Source organism: Pseudarthrobacter sp. MDT1-56, assembly GCF_059383555.1.
This window is the reverse complement of record NZ_JBWZCK010000001.1, coordinates 494,791-506,950: the sequence shown is the minus strand read 5'-3', so window position 1 is coordinate 506,950 and position 12,160 is coordinate 494,791. Positions and strand designations below refer to the sequence as shown.

Annotated in this window: 15 protein-coding genes; 5 read left to right on the top strand and 10 right to left on the bottom strand. The window is 65.0% G+C overall.

Annotation, left to right across the window (positions count from 1 at the left end; translation table 11 throughout):
- Positions 1-36: 36 nt before the first annotated feature.
- Positions 37-507: an Hpt domain-containing protein gene (locus tag AC50YC_RS02495; RefSeq protein WP_494952030.1), complete on the top strand. Its 471-nt coding sequence runs from the start codon at positions 37-39 to the stop codon at positions 505-507.
- Here AC50YC_RS02495 and AC50YC_RS02490 read toward each other — a convergent pair.
- Entirely contained in the window at positions 504-1,274 is a 771-nt protein-coding gene (locus tag AC50YC_RS02490) for a response regulator transcription factor (protein WP_494952029.1), read from the bottom strand. The genes AC50YC_RS02495 and AC50YC_RS02490 overlap by 4 nt on opposite strands.
- A 213-nt stretch (positions 1,275-1,487) precedes the next feature.
- Here AC50YC_RS02490 and AC50YC_RS02485 point away from each other — a divergent pair, with 213 nt between their 5' ends.
- Complete coding sequence (locus tag AC50YC_RS02485; protein ID WP_494952028.1) at positions 1,488-2,357, top strand: sensor histidine kinase; 870 nt, start codon at positions 1,488-1,490, stop codon at positions 2,355-2,357.
- A gap of 21 nt (positions 2,358-2,378) precedes the next feature.
- Here the strand turns inward: AC50YC_RS02485 and AC50YC_RS02480 are convergent, their stop codons facing one another.
- The 8 genes from AC50YC_RS02480 to AC50YC_RS02445 form a co-directional block, all read right to left on the bottom strand.
- Positions 2,379-3,269 carry a tRNA pseudouridine synthase A gene (locus tag AC50YC_RS02480; RefSeq protein WP_494952027.1) on the bottom strand — a complete coding sequence of 297 codons (891 nt, stop codon included), beginning with the start codon at positions 3,267-3,269 and terminating at the stop codon, positions 2,379-2,381.
- A 31-nt stretch (positions 3,270-3,300) separates the two neighbouring features.
- Positions 3,301-3,882: a 50S ribosomal protein L17 gene (rplQ, locus tag AC50YC_RS02475; protein WP_494952026.1), complete on the bottom strand. Its 582-nt coding sequence runs from the start codon at positions 3,880-3,882 to the stop codon at positions 3,301-3,303.
- A 76-nt stretch (positions 3,883-3,958) separates the two neighbouring features.
- On the bottom strand, positions 3,959-4,969 hold the full coding sequence (locus AC50YC_RS02470; protein ID WP_024366109.1) for a DNA-directed RNA polymerase subunit alpha: 1,011 nt from the start codon (positions 4,967-4,969) through the stop codon (positions 3,959-3,961).
- A 132-nt stretch (positions 4,970-5,101) separates the two neighbouring features.
- Positions 5,102-5,503 (bottom strand): 30S ribosomal protein S11, encoded by a 402-nt coding sequence (rpsK, locus tag AC50YC_RS02465; protein ID WP_018773682.1) that lies wholly within the window; start codon positions 5,501-5,503, stop codon positions 5,102-5,104.
- Between the two features lie 41 nt (positions 5,504-5,544).
- A complete protein-coding gene (rpsM, locus tag AC50YC_RS02460) occupies positions 5,545-5,919 on the bottom strand; it encodes a 30S ribosomal protein S13 (protein WP_024366110.1) in 375 nt (124 codons plus the stop codon).
- 175 nt (positions 5,920-6,094) lie between these two features.
- Positions 6,095-6,208 (bottom strand): 50S ribosomal protein L36, encoded by a 114-nt coding sequence (gene rpmJ / locus AC50YC_RS02455; RefSeq protein WP_009358722.1) that lies wholly within the window; start codon positions 6,206-6,208, stop codon positions 6,095-6,097.
- A 68-nt stretch (positions 6,209-6,276) separates the two neighbouring features.
- Positions 6,277-6,498, bottom strand: coding sequence for a translation initiation factor IF-1 (infA, locus tag AC50YC_RS02450; RefSeq protein ID WP_009358723.1), 222 nt, complete (start codon positions 6,496-6,498; stop codon positions 6,277-6,279).
- Between the two features lie 177 nt (positions 6,499-6,675).
- The gene (locus AC50YC_RS02445) at positions 6,676-7,611 is read right to left on the bottom strand and encodes a P1 family peptidase (RefSeq protein WP_494952025.1); all 936 of its coding nucleotides are present in this window, start codon (positions 7,609-7,611) and stop codon (positions 6,676-6,678) included.
- A 267-nt stretch (positions 7,612-7,878) separates the two neighbouring features.
- Between AC50YC_RS02445 and AC50YC_RS02440 the strand changes: the two genes are divergently transcribed.
- The 3 genes from AC50YC_RS02440 (at position 7,879) to AC50YC_RS02430 (ending at position 11,156) form a co-directional block, all read left to right on the top strand.
- Entirely contained in the window at positions 7,879-8,829 is a 951-nt protein-coding gene (locus tag AC50YC_RS02440) for a carbohydrate ABC transporter permease (protein ID WP_494952024.1), read from the top strand.
- 56 nt (positions 8,830-8,885) lie between these two features.
- The gene (locus AC50YC_RS02435) at positions 8,886-9,740 is read left to right on the top strand and encodes a carbohydrate ABC transporter permease (RefSeq protein WP_494952170.1); all 855 of its coding nucleotides are present in this window, start codon (positions 8,886-8,888) and stop codon (positions 9,738-9,740) included.
- Between the two features lie 69 nt (positions 9,741-9,809).
- On the top strand, positions 9,810-11,156 hold the full coding sequence (locus AC50YC_RS02430) for an ABC transporter substrate-binding protein (RefSeq protein WP_494952023.1): 1,347 nt from the start codon (positions 9,810-9,812) through the stop codon (positions 11,154-11,156).
- Positions 11,157-11,252: 96 nt separating this feature from the next.
- Here AC50YC_RS02430 and map read toward each other — a convergent pair whose 3' ends face one another.
- Positions 11,253-12,080 (bottom strand): type I methionyl aminopeptidase, encoded by an 828-nt coding sequence (gene map, locus AC50YC_RS02425; RefSeq protein ID WP_494952022.1) that lies wholly within the window; start codon positions 12,078-12,080, stop codon positions 11,253-11,255.
- Positions 12,081-12,160: the final 80 nt, after the last annotated feature.

Genomic DNA, 12,160 nt, shown 5'->3' with positions numbered 1-12,160 from the left:
CAGGGCAGCGGCACGGGCAGGCAGTAGCGTGGTCACATGTCCTTTCAAGGAGCTCCAGACGACGCCGACGTAAACAATAGCCTCTCCGCCGAACCCTGCCCCTGCGGTGCAGGACTGGCCCCAGCGGAGCTCAAGGACACTGCGCCCGACACGGCGCCGCCGCTCGTCGACCCCACGGCCCTGCAGGAGCTCGGGTCCCAACTGGACAGCCCGGCCGTAGCCAAGGGATTCGCGCGGGATTACACCAACATGTGGGACCAGCGCTACCAGTCCCTCGCCACGTCCCTCGACAGCGGGGACGACGCCGCGGCCCTGGATGCCGTGCTCAGCCTGAAGACGTCCTCGGCGATGGTGGGCGGGATCCGCCTGGCCGAGCTGGCCAGGGAGCTCGAGGACGCCATCCGCCTCCGCGATGCCGACCTCGCGCGGCTCCTCCTGCATGAAGTCGCCGAAAGCGGCAACGACACCGTGGACGAACTGCAGCTCGGCTACCTCGAGGACAGTTAGTCCAGGGCGGGGGCGAGCCGGTAGCCCACGCCACGGACAGTCTGGAGCCAGCGGGGCTGCAGCGGATCCTCCCGCAGTTTTCGCCGCAGGTTACCGATATGGACCTCCACGGCACGCTCGTCGGATTCACTGATGTACGCATCCGCGCCGTAATACTCGCCGCGAACCACCCGCACCAGATCGACCTTGGTCCGGACTGCACCGGCGGCCTTCAGCAGCGCGTGCAGCAGATCGAACTCGCTGCGGGTCAGGCTGGTTGGCACGCCGTCGAGGGTGACCGAACGGGTGTGCGGGTTCAGCACCAGGCCGTTGTGCCGAAACACGGAATCCTGCGGCAGGACCAGAGCCGCCGACGGCGCGGCTCCCGGCTGCGGGGATGTGCCCTCGGTGAACTCGTGGCGGGGCCGTCGCATCATCGCGGCGACCCGGGCCCGGAGCTCACGCGGGCGGAATGGTTTGGTCATAAAATCGTCGGCGCCGGTGTGCAGCGCGGTCAGCGTGTCCAGCTCGTCCGTCCGAGCGGTCAGCATAACCACATAGGCGTCGCTGAACTGCCGGATCCGGCGCAGGACTTCAAAGCCGTCAATATCGTTCAGGCCAATGTCCAAGGTGACGACGCTGGCTTTCTGGCTCCGCACCACCTCGACGCCCTCGCGCCCGCTGGCTGCGCCGTGGACGTCAAATCCCGCCTGGCTCAGCACGGCTTCAACGAGATGACGTACGTCCTCGTCGTCCTCAACGACGACTGCGACTCCCAAGTCAGTCATGGTCCCCCTCTATGTCTGATCCTGCGGCAACCACCCCCATAGAGGCCGCGTTGTTACTGCAGTGCACTCATGGTGCGCCAGTATTGTCAGAATACCCACGCTATAGCGGTTATTACCGTTTAGGCACAGCCGGGGCCACAAATATTCATCGTGTGTCAAGCTTGCGTGACCAATGCTGTTAAATTAAAGCAGCGAGAAAGGGGCGCGGCTTCATTGGATAAACAGCATTTGGTCGGTAACCCGGAAGGATTCTTCGCGGGACTCCCGCGGCGCGCGCAGCTGGCAGTCGTCCGGCTGACCGGATCCCGGGAAGCCGAGCTCCATGCCCTGCTCGCGGGCAGCTGTGAACGCGAAAAGCTGCTCAACGAGGAGATCATTGGGCTTGCCGAGGCTCTGAAGGCCAAAGACAGTCTTGTTTCGTCTGTCTCGCATGAGTTCCGCACCCCGTTGACCTCGATCATCGGCAACCTCGACCTGGTCCTCGGCGAATCTGCCGAGCTCTCCCCTGCCACCGTGCGCCGGATCGAAATCGCGCAGCGGAACGCCGAGCGGCTGCTGGCACTGGTCTCGGACCTGATGATGTCCGCCGACTCAGCCGTACACGTCCACCCGCGCCGGACCGATCTGGCCAGCCTGGTCGAAGCCAGCCTCGGTTCGGCCCAGGCCCACGCCCATGCATCCCGGGTCTCGCTCTCCATGGACCTGCCGGCTCCGCTCTGGGCCGACGTGGATCCGCTGCGGATCGGCCAGGCCCTCGACAACCTCGTCTCCAACGCCATCAAGTACTCGCCGGACGGCGGCACCGTTCACGTCTCCGCCAGGAACGAAGGAGGCCGGGTGCTGCTGCACGTGAAGGACGACGGAATGGGCATGACAGCCGCCGACGCCGAACGGGTCTTCACCCGCTTCTTCCGCAGTCCGGCGGTCCGCGAGGGCCCGATTCCCGGCGCGGGGCTGGGCCTGTCCATCACCAAGGCGATCATCGAACGGCACGGCGGCTCCATTTCCTGCAGCACGCGTCCCGGCTGCGGGAGCACCTTCACGGTGGAGCTTCCCACCGAAGCGGCGTCTCCGGCCTTCTAGGTCCGGCCGACGCAGGCGGCGCTACTGGCGCAGAGCGCGGGTCAGCTCGGCCCGGGCCAGCAGCCCGTTGGCCGAGGGATAGGCCACCTCTTCCAGCACCAGCGGATGCGGGGCGGCCAGTATGGACTTGGCGTCCCGCTGCCGGGCAAGCAACCGTTCGTGCAGCCAGCCCGGCTCCTCGATGCCGGCCCCCACAAACAGCGCGGATCCCACGAGCGAGCGCACCATGTTGTGGCAGAACGCATCGGCCTGGACCGTGGCCACCAGGACGCCGTCGGCGCCGCGGGCAAACTCGAAACGCTGCAGTTCCCGGATGGTCGTGGCGCCTTCCCGCGGTTTGCAGTAGGACCGGAAATCCTGGAGTCCCAGCAGTTGGGAGGCGCCTTCGTTGAGCAGCCCGACGTCGAGCTCTTCTCGGTGCCACAACGTCGAGGTGCGGCCCAGCGGGTCCCAGAGGAGGGGGCCATCCGCGATCCGGTAGCTGTAGCGGCGCCAGAGCGCGGAGAAGCGGGCATCGAAGCCCTCGGGGGCGATGGTGACCTTGTGGACTTCGATGGAGCCGGTGAGGTCCCCGAGTCCGCGGCTGAGGGCGCCGCGGAGGCGGCGGAGGAGCGCGACGGCCGGATCCAGCTCCGCGCCGCGGTTCAGGCCCGTCCATTCCGTCTCGCTGAGGTCCACGTGGACCACCTGGCCGCGGGCGTGCACGCCGGCGTCGGTCCGTCCGGCCACGGTCACGCGGACCGGGCGGCGGATGAGCATGGCCAGGGCCTCTTCCAGCGTGCCCTGGACGGTGCGGCGTCCGGGCTGGACGGCCCACCCGCTGAAGGGTCCGCCGTCGTACGCAAGATCAAGCCGGATACGCAAAAACCCGCCGCCCCCTCTAACGGGGGCAGCGGGTTTCTGGTCGTTCATAGACTTAAGTCTATGCGAAGAAATCAGCGAATTACTTCGCGTCCTTCTCGGACTTGGCGTCTGCTTCCTCAGCGGCCGGAGCCTCTTCGGTTGCTGCTGCTTCAGTCTCAGCTGCTTCAGCGGCGGGAGCCTCTTCGGTTTCAGCGGCTTCGGTCTCAGCAACCGGTGCAGCTTCTGCCTTGTCGGCGTCCTTCTTGTCAGCATCGCCCTTGGCGGCGGAGGTAGCCTCGGCTACGACTGCCTGCTTGGCGGAAACCGGCTCGAGAACCAGTTCGATGACAGCCATGGGAGCGTTGTCGCCCTTGCGGTTGCCGATCTTGGTGATGCGGGTGTAACCACCGTTGCGGTTCTCCACTGCCTGTGCAATGTCGGTGAACAGCTCGTGGACGATGCCCTTGTCGCTGATCAAGCCGAGTACACGGCGGCGGGAAGCCAGGTCGCCACGCTTGGCGAAAGTCACCAGGCGCTCGGCGTACGGCTTCAGTCGCTTGGCCTTGGTCACCGTGGTGGTGATCCGCTTGTGCTCGAACAGTGCGGCGGACAGGTTCGCGAGCATAAGACGCTCGTGAGCCGCTCCGCCTCCGAGGCGCGGACCCTTAGCGGGGGTAGGCATAATAGTTTCTCCTCATATGGAAGCCGTTGGGCTGCGCACACCGTGGTGCATCAGCCGGCGGGCCAAGATCTGTTTGTTAGAGCTCGTCGTCGCTGAAAGCGGCGTCGTCCTCTTCAATTGCTGCGGCGCGTGCTGCGAGGTCAAAACCGGGAGGCGAGTCCTTGAGGGACAGGCCCAGTTCAACCAGCTTTGCCTTGACCTCATCGATGGACTTCGCACCGAAGTTACGGATGTCCATGAGGTCGGCCTCGGAGCGGGCCACGAGTTCACCCACGGTGTGGATGCCCTCACGCTTGAGGCAGTTGTAGGAACGGACGGTGAGGTCCAGATCCTCGATCGGCAGGGCCATGTCTGCTGCCAGGGCAGCATCCGTCGGCGACGGGCCAATCTCGATACCTTCAGCTGCGGTGTTCAGCTCGCGGGCCAGACCGAACAGTTCCACCAGGGTGGTACCTGCCGAAGCAACCGCATCGCGCGGGGCGATGGCCTGCTTGGTCTCTACGTCGACAATGAGCTTGTCGAAGTCAGTGCGCTGCTCAACACGGGTAGCTTCCACGCGGAAAGTAACCTTCAGGACCGGCGAGTAGATCGAGTCGACCGGGATACGGCCGATCTCGGAGTCGCCGGACTTGTTCTGAGCTGCCGAAACGTAGCCGCGGCCGCGCTCGATGGTCAGTTCGAGTTCGAACTTGCCCTTCGAGTTCAGCGTGGCAATGTGCAGATCCGGGTTGTGGAATTCGACGCCGGCCGGCGGAGCGATGTCCGCGGCGGTGACGACTCCCGGGCCCTGCTTGCGCAGGTAAGCAACAACCGGCTCGTCGTGCTCGGAGGAAACCGACAGGTTCTTGATGTTCAGGATGATCTCAGTGACATCTTCCTTGACACCCGGAACCGTGGTGAACTCGTGCAGCACGCCATCGATCCGGATGCTCGTGACAGAGGCACCGGGGATGGAGGAGAGCAGGGTACGGCGGAGGGAGTTTCCGAGGGTGTAACCGAAACCGGGCTCCAGCGGTTCAATGATGAAACGGGAGCGGTTGTCTGAGACGACCTCTTCGGAGAGGGTGGGGCGCTGTGCAATGAGCACTTAGGTTTCCTTTCGGCGAGCATCCGCTATATGACGCAACACAGGTGGTGGAAAGATCGGTCTGAGACTTAACGCGGCTGGGCTTGCCCGGACCCGTGAAGGTCCGGGCAAGCACCGGTGCGTTGGAAAGCCTTAGACGCGGCGGCGCTTCGGCGGACGGCAGCCGTTGTGGGCGCTGGGGGTTACATCCTGGATGGATCCAACCTCGAGGCCAGCGGCCTGCAGTGAACGGATTGCCGTTTCGCGTCCCGAACCCGGGCCCTTGACGAATACGTCAACCTTGCGCATACCGTGCTCCTGTGCGCGCTTTGCGGCGGCTTCGGCGGCCATCTGGGCTGCGAACGGGGTGGACTTACGTGAGCCCTTGAAGCCAACTTCACCGGACGAAGCCCAGGAGATGACAGCACCGTTCGGGTCCGTGATGGACACGATGGTGTTGTTAAAGGTGCTCTTGATGTGCGCCTGGCCCAGCGCGATATTCTTCTTGTCCTTCTTACGCGGCTTGCGAACCGCGCCACGAGTCTTCGGGGGCATTATTTCTCCTACAGAAAGTTATCGGGGGGAAGACGAGCGGTTTAGCGGGTCTTCTTCTTGCCTGCGACGGTGCGCTTCGGACCCTTGCGGGTACGTGCGTTCGTCTTCGTACGCTGTCCGCGCACTGGCAGGCCCTTGCGGTGGCGAATACCTTCGTAGCTGCCGATTTCAACCTTGCGGCGGATATCTGCTGCTACTTCGCGGCGAAGGTCACCCTCAACCTTGTAGTTGCCTTCAATGTAATCACGCAGCTGGACGAGCTCGGCGTCGGACAGGTCCTTGACCCGAACGTCCGCGCTGATGCCGGTGGCAGCCAGGGTTTCGTGTGCACGGGTCTTGCCCACGCCGTAGATGTAAGTAAGCGCAATTTCCAACCGCTTTTCGCGGGGAATGTCTACGCCAGCGAGACGAGCCATAGAGGCAGTGCTCCTTGAATAAACCGGAGGTCGTAGGCAGTACACCCGCACATTCTGTGCGGCCCCAGCCTCCGACCGGGGGTTAGCTGTACGGGCCCATACGTCCCAGATCAGCTTGTGCTGCCTTTTATTTACTTGCGTGGGTTAGCAACCCAGGATTTCCCGAAGAGGGAAATTAGCCCTGGCGCTGCTTGTGGCGCGGGTTCTCGCAGATCACCATGACCCGGCCATTACGGCGGATCACTTTGCACTTTTCGCAGATCTGCTTGACGCTCGGCTTGACCTTCATGGCGTTCCTTTGCGTGTTGCAGTGGTCAGCTGGACCGGCCTTCGGCTGTTGCTCTGGCCGCCCAGTGTTTACTTGTAGCGGTAGACGATACGACCACGTGTCAGGTCGTACGGGCTCAGCTCCACCACTACCCGGTCCTCAGGGAGAATCCTGATGTAGTGCTGGCGCATCTTTCCTGAGATGTGTGCCAGAACGATGTGCTTGTTGGTGAGCTCAACGCGAAACATCGCGTTAGGCAGCGCCTCAGTCACAACGCCCTCGATCTCAATGACCCCGTCCTTCTTGGCCATACCCTCCGCTAACTGTTGTTTGCCGCAGCCCTTCGGCTTGCACCGGAAATCACCGCGGACGTTTTTGATTGATTGGCTGATGCCTCCCGGCCCCAAAAGGGCACAACAGGGCAGACAACCAACAGACAACACTACGCCATTACGGCCTGAATGTTAAATCCAGCAATCGTAGCGTACTCAGCGTCCGTATGCACCAAATTCGCCCGCCGGCGTGCTCACAGCCACCGCGCTGGTGATCCCGTCCAGGATGGCCAGCCGCACGACGTCGGCTGCCGCGCTCTGCAGGGTGATGAGGCTCGCCTGCCGGGCGGCCTCGGTGCTGCGGTCCAGTGCGAGCGCGCCGGTGGCGAGGCAAAAGACGGTGTCCCCGTCCGCGAGGGTGTGGCTGGGGTTCAGCGCACGGGCCAGCCCGGCGTGGGCGGCCGAGGCCGTGCGTTTGCATTCGGCCTTGTCCAGGATCGCGTTCGTGGCGACGACCACAAGGGTGGTGTTGAGCGGGGGTGGGGGCTGCTGCGCAGGGTCCGGCTGCTGCGGCAATGTGTCGAACGGTAACCCGAGCGCGTTCACGACAGCGAGGGCCCCGACCACGACGCCGTTGTCCAGGGTGATGGAGGCTGTCCCTACTCCGCCCTTGTAGGTCCCCCGCCCTATGAGGGCTCCGGTGCCGGCGCCTACGTTTCCGCGTTCGACGTCGTGCGTGATCTTGCGGGCGGCGGCGTCGGCGGTGGCCGCGTAGCCCATGGCCGCGTCCGGGCGGGCGGCGAAGTCCCCGCCGCGGCCGAGGTCGAAGATGGCGGCGGCCGGGACGATCGGGACCACGCCGCCGGCCACGGGGAACCCCCGGCCGCTCTCCTCGCACCAGCGCTGCGCGCCGTGGGCCGCGGCGAGGCCGAAGGCGCTACCGCCGGTGAGCACGACGGCGTCGACGGTCCGGGTCAGCGTCGTGGGGTCCAGGGCGTCGGTCTCGTGGGTCCCGGGGCCGCCGCCCCGGACATCGACGGAGCCTACCGTCCCGGCCGGCGGCAGCACCACCGTCACCCCGCTCAGCCAGCCCTCACCCGTCCTGCCGGCGTGGCCCACCCGCAGGCCCGGCACATCAGTAATCGCAGTCATGGCTCTATTGTGCTCCCCCGGTACACGGCCACAGCCCCGCCCGGTCTTTCCATCGTCTTGAAGAAACGCGCCCGGATGCCTGTAGTCCAAACGGGCGTTATGTAATACTGCATGCAACACAGCGTTAACGGGCAACGAAGCCTTGGACAACAAAGCTCTACTGGTGTCTTGTGCGGGGTACTGCCCACCAACCATGTGCTGAAGTGATAGCAAGGTATCCCCGCCCACCCGCCTGCCCCGGCCGGCACGGACCCGTTAGAGACCTGAATGACGCGACAATTGACCGACCGGCCCCGCGCCGCCGTCGAGGCTAAACCGGCCGCGGCGCCGCGTGCCCGCTGGTCCGCAAGAACCCGCCGGGACTTCTTCGTCTTCCTGGCCCTGGCCCTTCCCAACCTGCTCCTGATTGCGGTGTTCACCTACCTCCCGCTCTTCAACAACATCTACTACTCCACCCTGGACTGGACCCTGGGCTCCGCCTCGGCCACGGTGGTGGGCCTCGACAACTACGTCACGTTCTTCACGAGTTCCGACGCCACCAAAGTCCTGGGCACCACCGCCATTTTCACCCTCGTCACGGTGGGCGGGTCCATGATCCTGGGACTGCTGGTGGCCCTGGCGCTGAACTCCAAGATCCGCGGCACAACCTTCGCGCGCTCAGCCGTCTTCGCCCCCTATGTACTCAGCGGCGTCGGCGTCGGCCTCGTCTGGCTGTTCATTTTCGATCCCGGCTACGGGGTGCTCGCCTGGCTGCTGCGCGGCATCGGCCAGCAGAGTCCGCAGTGGATCAACGATCCCCAGTTGTCCCTGGTGATGGTCATCATCGTCTACGTCTGGAAAAACCTGGGCTACTGCGCCGTCGTCTACCTCGCCGGGCTGCAGTCGCTCCCGCAGGACGTTATGGAGGCCGCGTCGCTGGACGGGGCCAACGGCTTCAAGCGCTTCGTGAGCATGGCCCTGCCGCTGCTCTCCCCCACCACGTTCTTCCTGCTCATCACCACGATGCTCAGCTCGCTGCAGGCTTTTGACCTGATCCGGATCATGACCCCGCTGGGCAACGGCACCAGCACGCTGATCTACGAGGCCTACCTCCAGGCCTTCGGGGCATTCAACCGGGCCGGCTACTCGGCGGCCATCTCGGTGATCCTGTTCGCCATCCTGCTCATCATCACCGTGCTGCAGCTGCGGTTCGTCGAACGGAAGGTGCACTACTCGTGAGCCTGCTCTCTCCCGTCAGTCCCGACCCCGCCGCCGGCGCAGATCCCGAGATTCCCCTGCAGCGTCACCGGCCGTTCTCCCGGGCCAACCTGACCCAGACCATTGCCGGCGGCTATGTTCCGCTGATCCTCACCACCCTGGTGGTGTTCCTGCCGCTGCTGTGGATGGTGCTGAGTTCCTTCAAGCTCCCCGGCGAGATCATCACCATGGACCTGAAGATCCTGCCGGAAAGCCTGAACCTCGAGAACTACAACATCGCCATGACAACGGTGCCGTTCGCCCAGTTCTTTATCAACAGCCTGATTGTCACGGGCGTGGGCGCCACCATCAAGGTCCTCCTGGCCATCCTGACCGCCTACGCGCTGGTGTTTGTCCGCTTCCCGTACAAGAACGTCATCTTCGTCCTGATCCTGGTGGCCCTGATGGTCCCCCCGCAGGTGTCCATCCTGCCCAACTACATCCTGATCGCAGGGATGGGCGGCAAGAACACCCTGTGGGGCATCATCCTCCCGGGCCTTGGCACGGCGTTCGGCACGTTCCTGCTGCGCCAGCACTTCATGACGCTGCCCGCCTCCATCCTCGAATCGGCCGAGATCGACGGCGCCGGCCACTGGCGCCGTCTCTGGCAGATTGTGGCGCCGGTCTCCGGACCGTCGATCGCGACCGTTGCGCTCGTCGTCGTCGTGAGCGAATGGAACGACTACATCTGGCCGCTGATCATCACGGACCGTCCCGAGACGATGACGCTGCCGGTAGGCCTGACGCTGCTGCAGAACTCCGAGGGCAACGGCTCCGGCTGGGGCATCCTGATGGCTGGTGCCGTGCTGGTGATCGTGCCCATTCTGCTGGTTTTCGCGGCCCTGCAGCGGTATATCGTGGCCGGCCTCACCCAGGGCAGCGTCACCGGGTGACGGTGCCCCTTGAATTCTCCAACTCCAGCACAGCCATTCAACGAGTCAGCATCATCGAGAGGATCCACCATGGCATTGAATCTTGACCGCCGGCACTTCCTGGGACTGGCAGGTGCCGGCGCCGGCGCCGCCGCGCTGTCGGCCTGCGGAGGCCCGTCCACCGGTGCACCCGCGGCTGCGACCGCGGCTGCCGATATCGATTTCAGCGGGGTCAAGCCCGCCGCCTCGATCGATTTCTGGTCCAACCACCCGGGAAAGTCCCAGGACGTGGAGAAGGCCATCATCGAGCAGTTCCATGCCAAGTTCCCGGAGATCAAGGTCAACCTGGTCACCGCCGGGGCGAACTATGAGGAAATCGCCCAGAAGTTCCAGACCTCGCAGGCCGCGAAGTCCGGCCTTCCGGGCCTCGTGGTGCTCTCGGATGTCTGGTGGTTCCGGTATTACTCCAACGGCAACATCATCGCCCTGGACAGCCTGATCAAGCAGCTGGACGTCAAGGTGGACGACTTCCAGAAGTCCCTGATCGCGGATTACCAGTACGAGGACAAGCAGTGGGCGCTCCCCTACGGCCGTTCCACCCCGCTGTTCTACTACAACAAGGACCACTTCAAGGCCGCCGGGCTGCCGGACCGCGCACCGAAGACGTGGCAGGAGTTTGCCGAGTGGGCGCCCAAGCTGAAGGCCAGTTCCGGCGCCCAGTACGCGTACATCTACCCGGCGCTGGCCGGCTACGCGGGCTGGACCCTGCAGAACAACCTGTGGGGCTGGGGCGGCAGCTGGTCCAACGAGTGGACCTTCAACTGCGATTCCGCGGAGTCGGTCGCCGCACTGCAGTGGGCCCAGGATTCCATTTTCAAGGACAAGTGGGCCGGCGTCTCGTCCAAGGAGGCTGCCGATGACTTTGCTGCGGGGATCACCTCGTCAACGATTTCCTCGACGGGTTCCCTGCTGGGGGTCCTGAAGTCCGCGAAGTTCAACGTCGGCGTTGGCTACCTGCCGGGCGGCCCGAAGAACGAAAGCCCTGTGTGCCCCACCGGCGGCGCGGGCCTGGGCATCCCCAGCGGCGTCAGCAAGGAGGTGCAGCTCGCGGCCGCCACCTTCCTGAAGTTCATGACGGAACCGGAGAGCACGGCGCAGTTCTCCGCAGCCACCGGCTACATGCCCACCCGCACCTCGGCCGACATGACCGCGGTGCTCGCCGCCACCCCGCAGATCAAGACCGCCATGGACCAGCTCGCCGTGACCCGCGTCCAGGACAACGCACGCGTGTTCCTGCCGGGCGCGGACCAGGAGATGGCCAAGTCCGCCGCGGCGATCCTCACCCAGCAGGGCGACGTCCAGGCCACCATGACGGCACTCAAGGCCACGCTGGAAGGCATCTACACCAAGGACGTGAAGCCCAAGCTCAAGAGCTGACGCCGCGCAAGGGTCCTGCCGTTACGACGAATCCCTGGCGATGCTGGTCTTCCAGCAACGCCAGGGATTCTTCGTGTCTCAGGCAAGTCGCCCCGCTTAGGGGATCGGGACGGGCACGACGCCGAGCGGGGCCAGTTTCGCGGCTCCCCCGTCGGGCGCGGAGAGCACCCAGATGCCCTTGTCGTGGACCGCGACGGAGTGCTCCCACTGGCAGGAACGCTTGCCGTCGGTGGTCACCACGGTCCAGTCGTCCTCCAGCACTGCGGTTTCGATGCCGCCGCGCACCAGCATCGGTTCGATGGCCAGGCACAGCCCCGGGCGGATTTTCGGCCCGCGGTGGTTGGTGCGGTAGTTCGGGACGTCCGGGGCCATGTGCATCTCGGAGCCGATCCCGTGGCCCACGTAGTCCTCGAGGATGCCCAGGGCCTTACCGGGCACCGAGGTGACGTAGTCGTCCACGGCATTGCCGATGTCCCCGATGAACTTCCCGGTCGCGACGGCGGCAATCGCGTGCCACATCGCGGCCTCGGTGACGTCGGAGAGCCGCTGGTCCTCCGGGTCCGCGGTACCCACGATCACGGTACGGGCCGAGTCGGAGTGCCAGCCGCCCAGGATCGCGCCGCCGTCGATCGACAGGATATCCCCGTCCTGCAGGACGCGGTCGCCGGGGATACCGTGCACGACCTCTTCATTGACCGAGGTGCAGCAGGTGGCCGGGAAGCCGTGGTAGCCCAGGAAGTTCGAGGTGGCACCGGCGTCCTTGAGCACCGCAGCGAACACGGCGTCGAGGTCTTTGGTGGTCTTCCCCGGTGCGGCGGCCGCAACGGCGGCGTCGAGCGCCCGGCTGAGGACGAGCCCGGCCTCGTGCATGGAGCGCATCTGGGCGTTGGTCTTGTATTCGATGCGTGGCTGGCCGAATGCCATCCGCAACTTCCTTTCAATGGGGCTGTGCCGGCGCGGGGATGCCGCCGGCCAAATGGCTGAGGCCCCTCCCGATCATCCGG